The organism is Mesorhizobium sp. M1273 (assembly GCF_040318195.1).
Lineage (GTDB): Bacteria > Pseudomonadota > Alphaproteobacteria > Rhizobiales > Rhizobiaceae > Mesorhizobium.
This window is the reverse complement of sequence record NZ_JAMYLV010000011.1, coordinates 74761-90368: the sequence shown is the minus strand read 5'-3', so window position 1 is coordinate 90368 and position 15608 is coordinate 74761. Positions and strand designations below refer to the sequence as shown.

General features: G+C 63.1%; 18 protein-coding genes and 1 pseudogene. 6 read left to right on the top strand and 13 right to left on the bottom strand.

Features of this window, described 5'->3' with window-relative positions; translation table 11 throughout:
• Window positions 1–43 precede the first annotated feature (43 nt).
• Window positions 44–697 carry a glutathione S-transferase family protein gene (locus tag NKH30_RS14340; RefSeq protein WP_352817888.1) on the top strand — a complete coding sequence of 218 codons (654 nt, stop codon included), beginning with the start codon at window positions 44–46 and terminating at the stop codon, window positions 695–697.
• A 36-nt stretch (window positions 698–733) separates the two neighbouring features.
• On the opposite strand, the gene NKH30_RS14335 is transcribed toward NKH30_RS14340, so the two are convergent.
• From NKH30_RS14335 to NKH30_RS14320, 4 genes are read right to left on the bottom strand one after another with little or no spacing between them, the layout of a single operon-like run.
• A complete protein-coding gene (locus tag NKH30_RS14335; protein ID WP_352473617.1) occupies window positions 734–1870 on the bottom strand; it encodes an ABC transporter permease in 1137 nt (378 codons plus the stop codon).
• 8 nt (window positions 1871–1878) lie between these two features.
• On the bottom strand, window positions 1879–2799 hold the full coding sequence (locus tag NKH30_RS14330; protein ID WP_023679007.1) for an ABC transporter ATP-binding protein: 921 nt from the start codon (window positions 2797–2799) through the stop codon (window positions 1879–1881).
• On the bottom strand, window positions 2796–3749 hold the full coding sequence (locus tag NKH30_RS14325; RefSeq protein WP_352817890.1) for an HlyD family secretion protein: 954 nt from the start codon (window positions 3747–3749) through the stop codon (window positions 2796–2798). Before NKH30_RS14325 ends, NKH30_RS14330 begins: the two co-directional genes overlap by 4 nt.
• Window positions 3746–4462, bottom strand: coding sequence for a CerR family C-terminal domain-containing protein (locus tag NKH30_RS14320; protein ID WP_352817952.1), 717 nt, complete (start codon window positions 4460–4462; stop codon window positions 3746–3748). Before NKH30_RS14320 ends, NKH30_RS14325 begins: the two co-directional genes overlap by 4 nt.
• Before the next feature lie 88 nt (window positions 4463–4550).
• Between NKH30_RS14320 and NKH30_RS14315 the strand changes: the two genes are divergently transcribed.
• Genes NKH30_RS14315 through NKH30_RS14305 form a run of 3 tightly spaced genes read left to right on the top strand, consistent with a single transcriptional unit; the run spans window position 4551 to window position 6801 of the window.
• Window positions 4551–5024 (top strand): CYTH domain-containing protein, encoded by a 474-nt coding sequence (locus NKH30_RS14315; RefSeq protein ID WP_352995920.1) that lies wholly within the window; start codon window positions 4551–4553, stop codon window positions 5022–5024.
• Window positions 5021–5962, top strand: coding sequence for a CHAD domain-containing protein (locus NKH30_RS14310; protein ID WP_352995919.1), 942 nt, complete (start codon window positions 5021–5023; stop codon window positions 5960–5962). The genes NKH30_RS14315 and NKH30_RS14310 overlap by 4 nt, the downstream gene beginning before the upstream one ends.
• A 41-nt stretch (window positions 5963–6003) precedes the next feature.
• Complete coding sequence (locus NKH30_RS14305; RefSeq protein WP_352539806.1) at window positions 6004–6801, top strand: C40 family peptidase; 798 nt, start codon at window positions 6004–6006, stop codon at window positions 6799–6801.
• A 126-nt stretch (window positions 6802–6927) separates the two neighbouring features.
• Here NKH30_RS14305 and NKH30_RS14300 read toward each other — a convergent pair whose 3' ends face one another.
• Together NKH30_RS14300 and NKH30_RS14295 are read right to left on the bottom strand one after the other, a co-directional pair.
• The gene (locus NKH30_RS14300) at window positions 6928–7446 is read right to left on the bottom strand and encodes a hypothetical protein (RefSeq protein ID WP_352995917.1); all 519 of its coding nucleotides are present in this window, start codon (window positions 7444–7446) and stop codon (window positions 6928–6930) included.
• Window positions 7395–7730 (bottom strand): helix-turn-helix domain-containing protein, encoded by a 336-nt coding sequence (locus NKH30_RS14295; RefSeq protein WP_352995915.1) that lies wholly within the window; start codon window positions 7728–7730, stop codon window positions 7395–7397. Before NKH30_RS14295 ends, NKH30_RS14300 begins: the two co-directional genes overlap by 52 nt.
• A 115-nt stretch (window positions 7731–7845) precedes the next feature.
• Between NKH30_RS14295 and NKH30_RS14290 the strand changes: the two genes are divergently transcribed.
• Window positions 7846–8706 (top strand): SMP-30/gluconolactonase/LRE family protein, encoded by an 861-nt coding sequence (locus tag NKH30_RS14290; RefSeq protein ID WP_352995913.1) that lies wholly within the window; start codon window positions 7846–7848, stop codon window positions 8704–8706.
• A 15-nt stretch (window positions 8707–8721) separates the two neighbouring features.
• Here the strand turns inward: NKH30_RS14290 and NKH30_RS14285 are convergent.
• From NKH30_RS14285 to NKH30_RS14275, 3 genes and pseudogenes are all read right to left on the bottom strand, one after another.
• Window positions 8722–8970: pseudogene (locus tag NKH30_RS14285) on the bottom strand (sodium-independent anion transporter); the annotation flags it as partial.
• A 259-nt stretch (window positions 8971–9229) separates the two neighbouring features.
• A complete protein-coding gene (locus NKH30_RS14280; RefSeq protein WP_352995911.1) occupies window positions 9230–9931 on the bottom strand; it encodes a phosphatase PAP2 family protein in 702 nt (233 codons plus the stop codon).
• A gap of 14 nt (window positions 9932–9945) precedes the next feature.
• A complete protein-coding gene (locus NKH30_RS14275) occupies window positions 9946–10284 on the bottom strand; it encodes a hypothetical protein (protein WP_023679017.1) in 339 nt (112 codons plus the stop codon).
• A gap of 201 nt (window positions 10285–10485) precedes the next feature.
• Between NKH30_RS14275 and NKH30_RS14270 the strand changes: the two genes are divergently transcribed.
• Entirely contained in the window at window positions 10486–12477 is a 1992-nt protein-coding gene (locus tag NKH30_RS14270) for a PhoX family protein (RefSeq protein ID WP_352995909.1), read from the top strand.
• Window positions 12478–12578: 101 nt separating this feature from the next.
• Here the strand turns inward: NKH30_RS14270 and NKH30_RS14265 are convergent, their stop codons facing one another.
• The 4 genes from NKH30_RS14265 to NKH30_RS14250 form a co-directional block, all read right to left on the bottom strand.
• Entirely contained in the window at window positions 12579–13259 is a 681-nt protein-coding gene (locus NKH30_RS14265) for a GNAT family N-acetyltransferase (RefSeq protein WP_352995907.1), read from the bottom strand.
• Window positions 13256–13747 (bottom strand): MarR family winged helix-turn-helix transcriptional regulator, encoded by a 492-nt coding sequence (locus NKH30_RS14260; RefSeq protein ID WP_352539811.1) that lies wholly within the window; start codon window positions 13745–13747, stop codon window positions 13256–13258. The genes NKH30_RS14265 and NKH30_RS14260 overlap by 4 nt, the downstream gene beginning before the upstream one ends.
• Before the next feature lie 154 nt (window positions 13748–13901).
• Window positions 13902–14663, bottom strand: coding sequence for an ABC transporter permease (locus tag NKH30_RS14255; RefSeq protein ID WP_352451914.1), 762 nt, complete (start codon window positions 14661–14663; stop codon window positions 13902–13904).
• Window positions 14664–14677: 14 nt separating this feature from the next.
• Complete coding sequence (locus NKH30_RS14250) at window positions 14678–15604, bottom strand: ABC transporter ATP-binding protein (RefSeq protein WP_352539812.1); 927 nt, start codon at window positions 15602–15604, stop codon at window positions 14678–14680.
• Between the last annotated feature and the right edge of the window lie 4 nt (window positions 15605–15608).

Here is a 15608-nt window from a genome sequence, read left to right as displayed (position 1 = left end):
CGTTGCACCCGGTCGAACCGGTACCCTTCAAAGACTGAGATCAATGAAACTGTTCTTCAGCCGCAATCCCAATCCTCGCCTCGCGGTCGCGGTGGCACGGTATCTCAACGCCAAGGTCGAGTTTGAATTCGCCTCTCCCTTCGCTCCGGGCCAGGCCGAGCGATTTCGGCCGCTCAATCCAAATCTTTCATTGCCCATCCTTATAGGTTCGGGAAAAAGCCTCTGGGAGGCCGACGCCATAGCCTGTCGGCTTTCGCGCGATATGCATTCGGATTTCTGGCGCGCTGGCGACGACGAGCCCGAGATGATCCGATGGCTGAGTTGGGGGAAAGAGAACTTCGCAAGAGCCTGCGATGTCGTGCATTTCGAACGCGGGACCAAACAGCGCTATGGGCTCGGCCCGATCGATCAGGCGCGGGTTGAGGAGGGCCTGAGCGACTTCCGCACGGCCGCTGCCATACTTGATGCCGAGCTTTCTGAGCGAGAATGGCTGGTCGGCGCTTCGGTTTCCTATGCCGACTTTCGAATGGCGACGTTTCTGCCCTTCAACGATGTCGCCCGATTGCCGCTCGATGACTATCCCTCTGTCAGTCGCTGGTATCTTAAACTCGAAGAAATCGACGCCTGGCGCGATCCCTTCGAAGGGCTCAATGCGCCTGAATTGACACCGGTCCCGGGCCAGGCCAAGTCCGTGTAAATCTCGATCATTTGCACAAGCGGATCGAGTTCGACCCTAATCCAGCGTCCGGCGGAACCGCACCAGCGCAATACCGGCGAACAGCGCCACGAACACCACCAGCCAGCCGATTTCCGTTGCCACCGCCGGCAGCTCGGCGCCCTTCAGCATCACCGCGCGGATGATGCGCAGGAAATGCGTCAGCGGCAGCACCTCGCCGAAAATCTGCGCCCAGTCCGGCATGCCGCGATAGGGAAACATGAAGCCGGACAGCATGATCGACGGCAAGAAGAAGAAGAAAGTGAGCTGCAGGGCCTGCATTTGCGTGCGGGCGATCGTCGAGATCGTGTAGCCGAGCAGCACCAGCGCCAAGACGAAGATAAGGACCGCCGTCAACAGCAGCGACATCGACCCGGTGAAGGGGATGGCAAACAGAAGCTTCGAGGCTGCCAGCACCACCAGTACCTGCACGGCGCCGACCGCCAGATAGGGCAGCACCTTGCCCAGCATTATCTCGAGCGGGCTGGACGGCATCGCCAGAAGGTTCTCCATCGTGCCGCGCTCGGTCTCGCGCGTCAGCGCGATCGAGGTCATCATCACCATCGTCATCTGCAGGATGACGCCGAGCAGGCCGGGCACGATGTTGTATTGTGAGACGGCTTCCGGATTGTAGCGCCGGTGCACCACCACCTGGAGCTGGCCCCGGGCAGCTTCGGCCGCCGTCTCCTGCATACCGCGTGCCCTGAGCAGCGCCTGATTGGCGACGGTGCCGAGCGTCGAGATGGCGCCGCTGGCGACGGCCGGGTCGGTCGCATCCGCCTCGATCAGAATCTGCGGGCTGTCGCCGCGCTCGACCCGTCGGGCAAAATCGGCGGGAATGGTGACGACGAAGGCGACGTCGCCGCGCGCCATCAGGAATTCGGCTTCGGCGGCACTTTGCGCAACATGGTCGAAGCGGTAATAGCCGGTGGTCTGCAGCGCCGAAACCATGGCCCGCGTGTAAGGATCGCTGCTCATCGTCACCAGCGCTGCCGGCAGGCTCTTCGGATCGTTGTTGATGGCATAGCCGAACAGCACCAGCTGCATCAGCGGTACGCCGAGCATCATGGCGAAGGTGATGCGGTCGCGCCGCATCTGGATGAACTCCTTGATCAGCAGCGCGCCTAGCCTGGCGAACGAAAAGATGCTGTCTATCCCATTTTTCATCCCATGTTGTCCTTCGAACCGGACATGAACTGGATGAACACATCTTCCAGGCTGGTCTCGCCGGGCGTCACCGTAACGCCCTCGTGCTCTTTCTCGACATCGGCGAGCGCTGCCTGAAGTGCCGTCCTGTCGGAGCCGACGACATGCAGCGTCGCGCCGAACGGCGCCACCTGGTCGACGCCGGGGCGGCCATGAAGTGCGGCAGCGACCTGATCGAGCCGCGGCCCTTGCAGGACGAAGGTGGTCAGCCCGGCATTCCTCACCACGTCCTCGACCGTGCCGGTGGCCAGCATCTTGCCGTAGGAGATGTAGCTGATGCGGTGGCAGCGCTCGGCTTCGTCCATGTAGTGGGTGGAGACCAGCACGGTCAGGCCGCCGCTCGCCAGCCGGTGGATCTCGTCCCAGAATTCGCGTCGCGCTTTCGGGTCGACGCCCGCCGTCGGTTCATCGAGCAGCAGCAGTTTCGGCTTGTGCATGATGCAGGCGGCCAGCGCCAGCCGCTGCTTCCAGCCGCCGGACAGGGTGCCGGCCAACTGGTTCCTGCGCGATGTCAGGCCGAGCTCCTCAAGCGTCTTAGCAACGTGCTCGTCGAGCGGCTTCAGCCGGTAGAGCCGTGCCACGAATTCGAGATTCTCCCCGATCGTGAGATCTTCGTAGAACGAGAATCTCTGCGTCATGTAGCCGACTTCGCGTTTGATCCGCAGGCTGTCGGTGCGGATGTCGAAGCCCAGAACGGTGCCTTCGCCCTCATCCGGCGTCAGCAAGCCGCACATGATGCGGATGGTCGTCGTCTTGCCCGAGCCGTTCGGCCCGAGGAAGCCGACGATCTCGCCCTCGGCCACAGCCATAGTCACATGATCGACGACGGTCTTGTCGCCGAAGCGTTTGACCAGGCCGTGCACGTCGATGACGTTCATTTTCCGATGTCCGCCAGATCGACGTCGACGATCTGCCCGGGCTGCAATGCGCTGGCGTCGCCCTCCGGCCGCGCTTCGACCAGATAGACCAGCTTTTGCCGGGTCTCGAGCGAGTAGATCACCGGCGGCGTGAATTCCGGATCCGGCGACACGTAGCTGACGCGAGCCTTCACGCCCGATCCGCAGCCGTCGCAATGGACGTTGAGCAGCGTGCCGACGTCGACCGAGGAGAACGCGCTTTCCGGCACATAGACGCTGAGCTTCACCGCGCCATCCGGCAGCATGGAGATGACCGGCGCGGTCGGCCCGGCCGTGTCGCCAGGATAGCGGATGACATCGTTGACCCGGCCGGGCGAGGGCGCCGTCAGCACGCGCTTCGACAGCCGCCATTGCGCTTGCTCCAGCGCCGACTGCGCCTGCCTGACCTGATTGTCGGCGGCCTTGATCGTCTCCGGCCGTGCCGGCAGGCCGCCGACGGCGAGATTGGCCTCCGCCTGGCCGACCTGCGCGTTGGCCGTCTCCAGCGTCGCGGAAGCCGTGTCGTAGTCGGCCTGTGTGCCGGTGCCGCGTTTGAACAGATCGCTGGCGCGGATGTAACGGCGTTTGGCGTCGGCGGCTTGCGCCTTGGCCATGTCGAGCTGCGCCTTGAGCACCGCAATCTCTTCAGGCCGCTTGCCGACCTGCAGGTCGGCAAGTTGCGCCTGGGCCTGCGCAAGGGCCGCCTCGGCTTGTGCGATGGCGATCTTGGCGTCGGCGTTTTCCAGCGTCACCACCGGCGTGCCGGGCGCGACGCGGTCGCCGCGCTTGACCGCAATCGTCTCGACCTGCGCCACCTCGATCGGCGCGAGCAGGACGTAGTCGCCCTCGACGTAGCCGACGGCGAGCGGTGCTCCCGGCGCGCAGGCGCTGAAAAGCTGGGCGGCAAGCGGCAAAGAACAGAGCAGGCTCATGATCCACGATCCTTCCGGACAGCCAAATCGCGCCGAGCCAAAATCGCGCTGAGATTATCCGTCACCACCGCCGCGATCTTTCCGGCCTCGTCATTGCCGATCTCGCGCCAGCCCATGCGGCGCATAACCGCCTCGCGGCCGATGCGGAAATAGACGACCTGGCCAATCAGCGTGAACACGGTGAGTTTTGTGCGCTCGCTCTCGGCCGGCTCGCCCGTCGCCTGTTCCCAGATCAGGCAGAGCCGGTTATGCGCCGGTTCGAACACGCCGTCATAGATACGGTCGAGCGCCGCGGTAGGATGCGACAGCTCGCGCAGGACGAACTGTACAATCTCGCCGGCTTCCGGCCTTGCCGCGATGAAGGCGACCATCCGCTCCAGTGCGACGGCTAAATGTGCCCGCGCGGCCTCGGTGTCGGCCAATGCCGCGACCGGCGCCTGCAGATTGCCGATCGCCTGGCCGGCAACGGTCTGGATGGTGTCGACGATGTAGTCGGCCGCCGCGTTGCGGAGCCCTTCCTTGCCGCCGAAATGATAGGCGATCGAGCCGATATTGGCCTTGGCCTCCGCCGCGATCTGGCGCGTCGAGGTGCCGTCGAAACCTTGCCGTCCGAACAGTTTCAACGCCGCGCGGACAAGTGCCGCCCGCGTCATATCGGCGGCGGTCTTGGGCGCCTCATGAGGAAGGCCGCTGGCGCTGGGCGATTTGATCATGGCCAACAATTTAATCAATCGAATGATTAAAGTCAAGTGCGGTCAAGCGGCTTGCCAACTCTGGCCGTGCGCGCTTTAGTGCCTGGCCATGGGCAAGGAAATCGAGCGTAAATTCCTGGTCTCAGGTGAGGAATGGCGGGCAATGGTCGAGGCGGACATTCATATCCGTCAATTCTATCTTGTCGCCGAACCCAGCCGTACGGTTCGTGTTCGCATCAGCAACGATGCGGCCGCCAAGCTGACGCTCAAGTTCGGCAGCCAGGCACGCGAGCGCGATGAATTCGAATATCCGGTACCTTTGGCGGAGGCGCAAGAGATGCAGGCTTTTGCCATCGGACATGTCATCGAGAAGACACGCCACCATGTTAAACATCGCGGCTATCGCTACCAAGTCGATGTCTTCGGCGGGACGCTTGCGGGGTTGGTGATCGCCGAGCTCGAGACGCCGGATGATATACAGGACGAAATGCTGCCAGATTGGCTCGGCCGTGAAGTCACCGGCGAGCCGAGATTTTACAACGCGTCGCTCGCCCTTGGGGGGATTCCGGAGATCGTCGCATGAGCTTTCGTATCGATCCGCGCATGTCGCTGACCGGAGAGGTCAGGCGCATCCTCGCCGAGGAGATCGGCAAGGTGATCGACCATCTGAACGCGGCGCGTGACAGGCCCGAACCGGGGGTGCACAAATGCCGCAAACGGCTGAAGAACGTCCGCGCCTTGCTGCGCCTTGTCCGTTCCGGAGACGAAACATTCTGCGTGACGGAGAATCAGTGCTACCGCCAGGTGGCGGCCCTGCTTGCCGGCCCGCGCGAGGCGACCGCGCTGGTCGAAACAATCGACCGGCTGGCGGCAAGCTTTCCCGAGCAAAGTGCCGGCGATGGTCTCGGTGCCGTGCGTGACAGGCTCGTCGCGCGCCAGCATGAACTGCATGGCGGAGCAGGCCTCGATGCTGCGATAGGCGCGGCGATTTCCGCTTGCGAGGAAGGTGTCGCCCGGATCGACAAGCTCGCTCTGCCCGACAAGCCGGAGCAGGCTGCCGACGTGCTCGCCGAAGGCGCGCGCACCACTTTGCGCCGTGCCAGGAAAGCGCTGGACAGGGCGGCTTCGCGCGGCGAAGCCGATGACTTTCACGACCTGCGCAAGGCGGCCAAGACGCATGGCATGCACCTGTCGCTGCTCGGCCGGCTGTGGCCGACGCCGATCAAAACGCGGCGCAGGGCCGTCGACGAATTGGGCGAGCGGCTCGGCGAGCTGCACGATGTGTTCGTCATGCGCGCGCTTCTCGATGCCGAGGACCAGCCACTCGGTCCTGCTGAAGAGACGCGGTTGCTTGCCAAGCTGCTGAAGCGTTCGGAAAAGAGCCTGAAAAAGACCTGCCTCGCCGAGGCGGCCGAGCTTTTCGGCGACAGCCCGAAGCGCTCGACGAGGAAGTTCGCCCGTAAGGCGCGCGAAGATCTCACAGTTGCGCACGAAGACGCCGGCACGCCTGGCGTGGGCTGATCATGGTCTAACTTGCCGCCCTGTGGTAATCGCCGTCTGGCATGACCGAGCCCGGCGACACGCTTCTGGACCGACTTGGCCGCTGGCTTGCCGGCCGGCTGCAGGAGGAATCGTCCGGCTACGAGCCTTACACGCCGTCGGACGCCGAAACGTTGCGCCGCACGCTCGAGCCCGGCGACATCCTGCTCATCGAAGGCAACCAGAAGATCTCGGCGGCGATCAAATACCTCACCCAGTCGACCTGGTCGCATGCCGCCTTCTATATCGGCGATGCATTACCGGAGCCGGAGGACGGATCGGAGCGGCGGCGCCTGATCGAGGTCACGCTCGGCGATGGCTGCATCGCCGTGCCGCTGTCGCGCTATCGCAGCTACAACACCCGCATCTGCCGGGCGAGTGGCCTGGCTCCGGACGATCGCGAAGCGGTCGTCGCGTTCATGATCGGCAGGCTCGGTCTCAGATACGATCTCAGGAACATATTCGACATGCTGCGCTACTTCTTGCCGACGCCGCCGGTGCCGGTGCGCTGGCGCCGCCGCATGCTGGCTTTCGGTTCCGGCGACCCGACGCGCGCCATCTGCTCGTCGCTGATCGCCGAGGCGTATGGCCTGATCCGCTACCCGATCCTGCCGGAGATTACCCGGGCGCCTGGCCGTGCCTCGGCCCAGTCGAGCTATTCGCGCAGGGAAATCCTGCACATCCGCCATCACTCGCTCTACACGCCGCGCGATTTCGACCTGTCGCCCTATTTCCGTATTGTCAAGCCGACGCTGGAATACGGCTTCGACTACCGGCAGATGGTCTGGGATGACAAGGTGGCGAACAAGACCGCCGAATAGCCGCTCGATCTTGTGTTTGAGCAGGGGACCTTCTGAGAACCGGTTTGCGGCCGATACTCAGGGGTAAGAAGCTCAGTCAGACTGGCTGCCGCCAACAGCCCGGACTCGGTCGTTCTGCATTTTGACCTAGGCCGGCAGACGTCGTCCGTTTGCGGCAGCCGCAACTCGATCGTCCGTCCGTGCGCCTGCGTCGCGCGGATGCGGCCCGATCGGCATGATCACCGGGAACGGCGTTGCGCCGAACGCAAACGTCCATTTGTAGCCGACCAGTCGGTCTTCAGGCGTCGTGTGCTGGTCGTGATGAGCAAGCAATTTGGCGCGCTCCGCCAATTCCTCCGCCTCGCGCCTGACCATTTCCGCCGTTTCCGGCCGCATCCGCCTGGAGAAGCTGACGAACGTCGACTCGCGCTCAAGATGGGTGATGGCCCAGCCGATGAAATTCTTGTTGGTCGTCTCGAACAGCGGCCGCAATGGCCCCTCGAAATTCCACTGGATCGGCGCCTCGATCAGCAGCCTTGCCGACAGGCCGCGACCGAGCGCGATCAGGCCGAGTTCCTCGAGCTCGCGCAGATAGAGGAACATCGAAGCCTCGCTCAGCCCTTGTGAGCGCATGATGCCTTCGGGCGTGAATTTCTCGGAAAGCATGACAAAGACGAACAGCAGTGCCGGCCGCCCGGCGAGCGTGCGCTCGATCTCCGGCGCGATCTGGTTGGCGGGTCCTGGTCCTCTGTTATAGAGCCGAGCACGTTCTCCAACTCTACGCCGGCGGCAGTGCAGATCTCCATCAGCCGGTCGAGCTTGCAGTTGCGCTCGTGGAAAATGCGCTTCACCGTCGGCTCGGAAACACCCATCCGCTCGGCAAGGACGCGATAGGTGATGCCCTTTGCCTTAAGCGTCCGCTTCAGCGCTTCGAAGATCAGGCCGTTCATGGGATGCACCTCTTTTGCACGATTTGGTATCAGCCTTCGGTACTAGTCCTGATAGCTCTTCCCGAAAAGTATCGAAAGGCCTAGCTCTCCGCCAGTCCATTACAGGAGACTAGCCATGAAGAGCCTCTTCACCTCGATGCTTCTCGCCCTGGTCGGCATCGCCGCCGCGCCGGCAGTTCAGGCCGCTGAACTCTGGCGCACCGGCGGCCTCGAGCAGCCTGAATCGGCGCTGTTCGACGCCGCCGGCCAGCGCGTTATCGTCTCGAACATCGTCGGCAATCCCGGCGAAGCCGACGGCAACGGCTATCTGTCGATCCTGTCGATGGACGGCAAGCTCGTCACGCAACACTGGACCGACGGCATGGACGCGCCCAAGGGCATGGCGATTGTCGGCGGCAAACTCTACGTCGCCGACCTCACCCATGTGCGCGTCGTCGACCTCGCAAGCGGCAAGCTAACATCGACGATCGACGTGCCGAACGCGGTCTTTCTCAACGACATGACCGCCGACGCATCCGGCAAGGTCTACGTCACGGATATGCTTGCCGATACGATCTATCGCATCGACCGCGACCGGCCCGAACTGTTCGTCAGGGATGCGGCGCTTGCTTCGCCGAATGGCATCTTCGCCGATGGCGGCCGGCTGATCGTCGCTTCCTGGGGCAAGGGCATCAAGCCCGACTTCAGCACCGCGGAGCCGGGCGGCCTGCTCTCGGTCGATCTTGCTACCAAGGCCGTTTCGCCACTGACTGGCGCGGAAAAGTTTGCCAACCTCGATGGCGTCGTTGCCATCGGCGGCAGCATCTACGCCACTGCCTATATGACCGGCACGCTCTACCGCTACAAAACCGGCGGTACGCCGCAAGCGGTTGCGACGTTCAAACCGGGCAGCGCCGACATCGGCACCGACGGCAGGTCGACAATCTTCGTGCCGCTGATGAACGAGGGCGAGGTCTCAGCGTTGGGCCTCGACTAAGCCGGCGTTGCCAGCTCAGGCGGCGGGCGCGGCTCTCCTCAGCTGCGCCCGCGCATCCGTGATCGAGGCGCGTAAGTCACCAGCGGCCGCTTGACGCCGTGGTTGATCAGCATGCGGCGTATCCTGCGCTGAAGCGCCTGATATAATGAAGCGAACGCCGGCGCGGCTCGCCTTGTGGGCCGCGCCCTCGATGACATTGGCTGCCGTCGAATCGAAGAACGGCACCGCCGAACAATCGAGGATGAAGTTCCTGCGCTGGCGTGGTCGGCGACGTCTTCCTGCACCAAGGATTGATGATCTGCCTCCAAACATGCAGCACTCTTTGCCAGCCGATGCGCTGTCATGCTACAAACCTCGGCATCGTTTGGCGGGACATCCGCTGCGATCCCGACTTCACAGGAACGACTTCAAAAGGATGAGCGGGTGAAGATATTCAAAGCGTTGGCAACCTCGACAGCCTTGCTGTCGATGGTTTTCCTGCTGGCAGGCTGCGGTCATGGCCTGATCAACAGGCTGATTTGAGTCAGGTGCCGTCGGCCCGCCCAAGCCATCGCTGCAGGAACCGTGCCGCAAGCCAGCACAGCATCGCCCAGGCAAAGCCGGCGCACCAGCCGGCCAATACGTCGGACGGCCAGTGGACGCCGAGATAGATGCGGCTGATGCCGACCACCACTGTCGTCAGCACCGCCAGCCCGAGTACATAGATCTTCGTTGTGCGCCCGGGCAAAACCCGCGCCGCCATGCTGCCCAGCGTCAAATACGTCACCGCCGACAGCATGGCGTGGCCGCTCGGAAACGAAAGCGATGCCACATCGGCGAGATGCGAGACCAGATCGGGGCGCGGCCGGTCGATGTCGAATTTCAGCACGCTTGACAGGAGCTGGCCGCCCGCTACCGCGACGAACATGAGAAGCGCCGCGCCTGGCCTGCGGATAAGAAGCAGATAGACGATCATTGCTGCCGTGATCAGCAGCAGTACGCTGGCGCTGCCGAGGCTGGTGATGTCGCGCATCGCTCCTTCCAGCCACGCCGGTCCGATCGGATTGTCGGGCTGGCCGGCCTTGCGGAAGGCAAGCAGGATTTCGGTGTCGAAGGTATGCGGCGTGGTGGCCCGCGCCAGCTCCATCAGCTCCTCGAACCCCCACAGCCCGCAGGCAATGACCAGCCCGGCCAGCAGAACCGGGAACTCCAGCCAGTTGGGCAGTCTGCTTGCAATCTTCTTCATCGGCCCGATCGCAGTTACAGCCTTTGCAGATAGGGCCCGAGCGTGATCAGCGCCACAGCTGCGATGGCAAGCACGATGCCGGTTGCCTGCAAGGCATTGACGCGCTCGCCGAAGAAGACCAGCGCCACCACATTCACCGACACCAGCTGGATCACCGCCGACAGGCTGAACGACACCGACATGCCGAATTCACGGATCAGCCTCAGCATGATCAGATTGCCCAGCGAGTAGAGCGCCAACGTCAGCACGATCTTGCCGAGGCTCGGCGCCAGCCCCCACTGTTTTGCGGCCATCGCCGCCAGCAGGAAGATCACCGTCGAGACGCAGAGCTGCCCAAGTCCCCAGAAACTCACTTTTGTTCCTCCCGATGCGGTCCCTACCGCCTGCCGCAGCTCTTGTTTCCGAAGCGCCGGTCGCGGTCAAGCAGGGCCGATGTTGGAGACGAAATCGCAGGTGGCAATTTAGCCGGCATGTCATCAAACTGTGACCTGCCGGTAATACCGGATTGGCAAGGCAACACGCTCCAGCAATCCATCCAGCCAGAGGCAGGCCCTATGACCGAACATCGCACCCCTGACGCCCATTTCCGCACCAGCCTGCTCGAGGAAAACGATGGGCCAGGAGCCAATCCCACCGACAACCGCACCATGGGTGAGATCATCGCCGCGCGGTTCTCGCGCCGCGGCTTCCTCAAGGGTTCGCTTGCCGTCTCGGCCATAGCCGCTACCGTCAGCCCGCTGGCGCTGATCACCGCCGACAACGCCCGCGCCGCCGATGGCTCCGCCTTCGCTTTCGACGAGCTCGAGGCCGGCATCGACGACAAGCATCACGTCGCACCTGGCTATGACGCCGACGTGCTGCTGCGCTGGGGCGATCCGCTGTTCGCCGATTCGCCGGGATTCGATCCGACAAAACAGTCGGCGGAAGCCCAGGCCAGACAATTCGGCTACAACAACGACTATGTCGGTTATATCCCGATCGACGGCTCGGCCGAGCACGGCCTGCTGGTCGTCAATCACGAATACACCAATCCGCACCTGATGTTTCCGGGTCTCGTCACCATCGTCGATGGCAAAGCCAAGCAGGCGCCCCTCAGCAAGGAGCAAGTCGATGTCGAGATGGCCGCGCATGGCGGCACTATCGTCGAGATACGCAAGGTATCAGGCAAATGGCAGGTCGTTCGCGACGGCAAGCTCAACCGCCGCATCACCTCCAACACCGAGATCGCGCTCTCCGGCCCGGTCGCCGGCCACGACCGCGTCAAGACCAGCGCCGATCCGACCGGCACGAAGGTCATCGGCACCATCAACAATTGCGCCGGCGGCGTCACGCCGTGGGGCACCTATGTCATGGCCGAGGAGAACATCCACGGCTATTTCTCGGGCGAGCTGCCGCAGGGGCATAAGGAAGCCGCCAATTACAAGCGCCTCGGCATTCCCGAAGGTGCCTATGAATGGGCAGCGCATTACGACCGTTTCGACATCGGCAAGGAGCCGAACGAGCCGAACCGCTTCGGCTGGATCGTCGAGGTCGACGTCCAGGATCCGACTTCGGCGCCGAGGAAGCGCACCGCGATGGGCCGCTTCAAGCATGAGGGCGCCGAATCGATCGTCGCCAAGGATGGCCGTGTCGTCTTCTATCTCGGCGACGACGAGCGCTTCGATTATGTCTATAAGTTCGTCACGGCAGGCAAGTTCGACCCGGACGACCGCGCCGCCAACATGAATTTGCTCGACGACGGCACCTTGCATGTCGCCAAGTTTGCCGAGGACGGTTCGGTCGAGTGGCTGCCGATCGTCTTCGGCCAGGGGCCGCTGACGGCGGAGAACGGCTTTGCCAGCCAGGCCGATGTGCTGATCGAGACGCGCCGCGCCGCCGACCTGCTCGGCGCCACCAAGATGGACCGCCCGGAAGACATCCAGCCCAATGCCGCCAACGGCAGGGTCTACGTCATGCTGACCAACAATTCGAAACGAAAAGCCGACCAGGTTGACGCCGCCAACCCGCGTGCCGAGAACGCCTTTGGCCATATCATCGAGATCGTCGAGGACGGCGGCGATTTCAATGCGACAAAGGGCAGGTGGGAAATCCTGCTGAAATGCGGCGACCCCGCTGTGGCCGAAGTCGGCGCCACCTTCTCGACCGCAACCACCGCCAATGGCTGGTTCGGCATGCCGGATAATTGCGCGGTCGATTCGGCCGGCCGCCTCTGGGTCGCCACCGACGGCCAGGGCCCGAAAGCCACCGGCCGCACCGATGGTCTGTGGGCTGTCGATACGGAGGGGACGGCACGGGCGACATCAAAGCTGTTCTTCCGCGTGCCGATCGGCGCCGAAATGTGCGGTCCCCTGTTTGCGCCGGACGACCAGACCGCTTTCGTTGCCGTCCAGCATCCGGGCGACGGCGGCGAGGACTGGGACGCTTTCGGCCGTCCGTCCTACTATGAGGATTTGTCGACGCGCTGGCCCGACTTCAAGCCGGACATGCCGGTGCGCCCGGCGGTCGTTGCCATCACCAGGCAAGGCGGCGGCAAGATCGCGGTCTGACACGCAGCAAGGTCTTGCAGTCTCAAGGAAGGATTTCGGCGGTACGAAATCCTTCCTTCCGATACGGGATGCATCCATGCTGCGCATCATGCGCCGACTAATCATTCGGTGCGCTGAACCACGGCCACATTCATTGTGCTTCGCAACCTGAAGCCGATGGACTCGTATAACGCTATGGCCGCGGCGTTGCTGGCATAGGCGTGGAGATAGGGAACTTCGCCGCGCGCCACTATCCGGTTTGCCACTAACAGGGACAGCAGCTTTCCTAGGCCACCGCCGCGAAATTCCGGATGTGAGCACACCCCGCTGAGTTCAGTATAGCCAGGTTGCTTCATGCGCTCGCCGGCCATTGCCGCAAGCCTGCCCTCGATCTTCACACCCCAAAAATCGCCCAGGCTCAAGGCTTCGAGCGTGAATGGGCCAGGCTTGGTGAGCAATGCCAGGGCGAGCATCTCAGCAGCATCGTCTCGGGTCAGACGATGCACGCGCGGGTCGGAGACGATCTGCAATGACTGCTCGGCGATCATCTGAACCCCGGCTGCGGTCGAAGTCGCGGAAAGCCCCGTGGGCAGAGCAATCGCGTCCGCTTGAAGCAGGATCACACTCTCGCCCGGGGAGACAAGCTTTTCGAGCGCCAGCAGGCTTTCCGGGTCGTCCGCGCCAGTGGCGGCGAAAGGGACGATCGACGGCCGATATCGCATGGCGAGGTTGTCACCCTCCGCGAACGCCCGATGTCGCGTCTGAAGCGCGCTCCAGATAGGGCGGTCGAGCAAATGTCTCATTGCGCGGCACCCTCAGGCTTATTTACACGACGGTCGAGAGGGGCAGCGGCGAGGCCGTCCTCGATGGCAGCCAGCTGCTCAAGAAGCGGCCCCGAAAAACCCGCGCACAAATCCGCGACCACGTTCTCGATGCAAGGCCAGACGTCGCGCTTTGCGACATCGACCAGCCGCCGCCCGTCCCGAGTAAGCGAGACGATCCTGCGCCGCTGGTCATCGGTCGACGGACTGACTTCGAGCAGTCCCAATTCGGCCAGAAGCGAGACGCTTCGCGTTACGCCTGGCTGCGCGATGCCAAGGGATTGCGCCAGTTCCCCGACCGACAGCGGACCCAGCCTGTCGAGCGCGGCCAGCAGCGGGTACTGGCTCGCCTGAACCGGGACATCCAGCCTGTCGAGCAGGCGCTGCGCCTCCGCTTGCAGTTGCTCGCCTATACGCTTCAGCCTGCTGCCCAGGCACAGGAAGCCAAGCGATCGTATGACGTCTTCCATAGGCCAATTCATCCCCATGAACATCGATAACATGATATATAACAATGCATGAAAAGCAACATCGAGGCATTCAAGCGCCGGGTTCCAGGCCTATCGCCTTCGGCAAGGAAAGGTCGATCGATCAGGCTGCTTCGCCTGGACGAGGCCCGTTCGATCAGTTGCGCAGCCGGTAGCCGGTCCTGAAGATCCAGGCGACGATCGCTATGCAGATGAGCAGGAAGACCACCGTCATGCCGAGGCTGACGCCGACCGAAACGTCGGACTTGCCGTAGAAGCTCCAGCGGAACCCACTGACCAGGTAGACCACCGGGTTGAACAGCGTCACCGTGCGCCAGATGCCGGGCAGCATGTTGATCGAATAGAAGCTGCCGCCGAGGAAGGTCAGCGGCGTGATGATCAGCAGCGGCACCAGCTGCAGCTGCTCGAAGCTCTTCGCCCAGATGCCGATGATAAAGCCGAACAGGCTGAAGGTCACCGCCGTCAGCACCAGGAAGGCGAGCATCCAGAACGGATGCTCGATCGTCAGCGGCACGAACAGCGAGGCCGTCGCCAGGATGATCAGGCCAAGCACGATCGACTTTGTCGCCGCGCCCCCGACATAGGCGATGACGATCTCCAGATAGGACACCGGCGCGGACAGCAATTCGTAGATCGAGCCGACGAATTTCGGAAAATAGATGGCGAAAGAGGCGTTGGAGATCGATTGCGTCAGCAGCGACAGCATGATCAGCCCCGGTACGATGAAGGCGCCGTAGCTGATGCCGTCGATCTCGGTGATGCGCGAGCCGATGGCCGAACCGAAGACGACGAAATAGAGCGACGTCGAAATCACCGGCGAAACGATGCTCTGCAGCACAGTGCGAAGGGCGCGCGCCATCTCCACCCGATAGATCGCCCATACCGCATGAAGATTCATGGCCGCGCGCAGGTTCATGCCGGTTTCCTCACCAGATTGACGAAGATCTCCTCGAGCGAGCTGTTTTCGGTATCGATGTCGCGGAACTGGATGCCGGCCGCCTCGAGCTCGCGGATCAGCGAGGCGACGCCCGGCCGTTCGCTCTGGTTGTCATAAGTATAGGTCAGCTGTCCGCCATCCGGCGAAAGCTCCAGCGCGTAGTGCGAAAAAGCATCGGGAACGGTGGCCAGGGGACTGCGCAGTTCCAGCACAAGCCGTTTGCGGCCAAGCTTGCGCATCAGCTCGGCCTTGTCCTCCACCAGCACGATCTCGCCGCGGTTGATGACGCCGACGCGGTCGGCCATCGCCTCGGCTTCTTCGATGTAATGCGTGGTCAGGATGATGGTGACGCCGTCTTCGCGCAGCCGGCGCACCATCGCCCACATGTCCTGGCGCAGCTCGACATCGACGCCTGCCGTCGGTTCGTCGAGGAACAGGATGCGCGGCTCGTGCGACAGCGCCTTGGCAATCATCAGCCGGCGCTTCATGCCGCCGGACAGCGTGATCGCCTTGGCGTCCTTCTTGTCCCAGAGCGACAGGTCGCGCAGCACTTTTTCGACGAACGCCTTGTCCGCCGGCTTGCCGAACAGGCCGCGGCTGTAGTTAACCGTCGCCCACACGCTCTCGAAGGCGTCGATGGTCAGTTCCTGCGGCACCAGCCCGATCAGACTGCGCGCGGCGCGGTAGTCGCGGTTGATGTCATGGCCGTCGACGGTGACGGAACCCGACGAGCGGTTGACGATGCCGCAGACGATCGAGATCAGCGTTGTCTTGCCGGCGCCATTCGGCCCGAGCAGCGCAAAGATCTCGCCGCGCACGATGTCGAGATTGATCTCCTTCAGCGCCTTGAAGCCGGTGGCGTAGGTCTTGGAGACCCCGGAAATCGAGATGATCGGCTGCATGGCT

Excerpts from the sequence above, each read along its gene's own strand:
- NKH30_RS14340 (WP_352817888.1), top strand. The coding sequence starts at position 44 with ATGAAACTGTTCTTCAGCCGCAATCCCAATCCTCGCCTCGCGGTCGCG.
- NKH30_RS14330 (WP_023679007.1), bottom strand. The coding sequence starts at position 2,799 with ATGAACGTCATCGACGTGCACGGCCTGGTCAAACGCTTCGGCGACAAG.
- NKH30_RS14325 (WP_352817890.1), bottom strand. The coding sequence starts at position 3,749 with ATGAGCCTGCTCTGTTCTTTGCCGCTTGCCGCCCAGCTTTTCAGCGCC.
- NKH30_RS14320 (WP_352817952.1), bottom strand. The coding sequence starts at position 4,462 with ATGATCAAATCGCCCAGCGCCAGCGGCCTTCCTCATGAGGCGCCCAAG.
- NKH30_RS14315 (WP_352995920.1), top strand. The coding sequence starts at position 4,551 with ATGGGCAAGGAAATCGAGCGTAAATTCCTGGTCTCAGGTGAGGAATGG.
- NKH30_RS14310 (WP_352995919.1), top strand. The coding sequence starts at position 5,021 with ATGAGCTTTCGTATCGATCCGCGCATGTCGCTGACCGGAGAGGTCAGG.
- NKH30_RS14305 (WP_352539806.1), top strand. The coding sequence starts at position 6,004 with ATGACCGAGCCCGGCGACACGCTTCTGGACCGACTTGGCCGCTGGCTT.
- NKH30_RS14300 (WP_352995917.1), bottom strand. The coding sequence starts at position 7,446 with ATGCTTTCCGAGAAATTCACGCCCGAAGGCATCATGCGCTCACAAGGG.
- NKH30_RS14295 (WP_352995915.1), bottom strand. The coding sequence starts at position 7,730 with ATGAACGGCCTGATCTTCGAAGCGCTGAAGCGGACGCTTAAGGCAAAG.
- NKH30_RS14290 (WP_352995913.1), top strand. The coding sequence starts at position 7,846 with ATGAAGAGCCTCTTCACCTCGATGCTTCTCGCCCTGGTCGGCATCGCC.
- NKH30_RS14280 (WP_352995911.1), bottom strand. The coding sequence starts at position 9,931 with ATGAAGAAGATTGCAAGCAGACTGCCCAACTGGCTGGAGTTCCCGGTT.
- NKH30_RS14270 (WP_352995909.1), top strand. The coding sequence starts at position 10,486 with ATGACCGAACATCGCACCCCTGACGCCCATTTCCGCACCAGCCTGCTC.
- NKH30_RS14265 (WP_352995907.1), bottom strand. The coding sequence starts at position 13,259 with ATGAGACATTTGCTCGACCGCCCTATCTGGAGCGCGCTTCAGACGCGA.
- NKH30_RS14260 (WP_352539811.1), bottom strand. The coding sequence starts at position 13,747 with ATGGAAGACGTCATACGATCGCTTGGCTTCCTGTGCCTGGGCAGCAGG.
- NKH30_RS14255 (WP_352451914.1), bottom strand. The coding sequence starts at position 14,663 with ATGAATCTTCATGCGGTATGGGCGATCTATCGGGTGGAGATGGCGCGC.
- NKH30_RS14250 (WP_352539812.1), bottom strand. The coding sequence starts at position 15,604 with ATGCAGCCGATCATCTCGATTTCCGGGGTCTCCAAGACCTACGCCACC.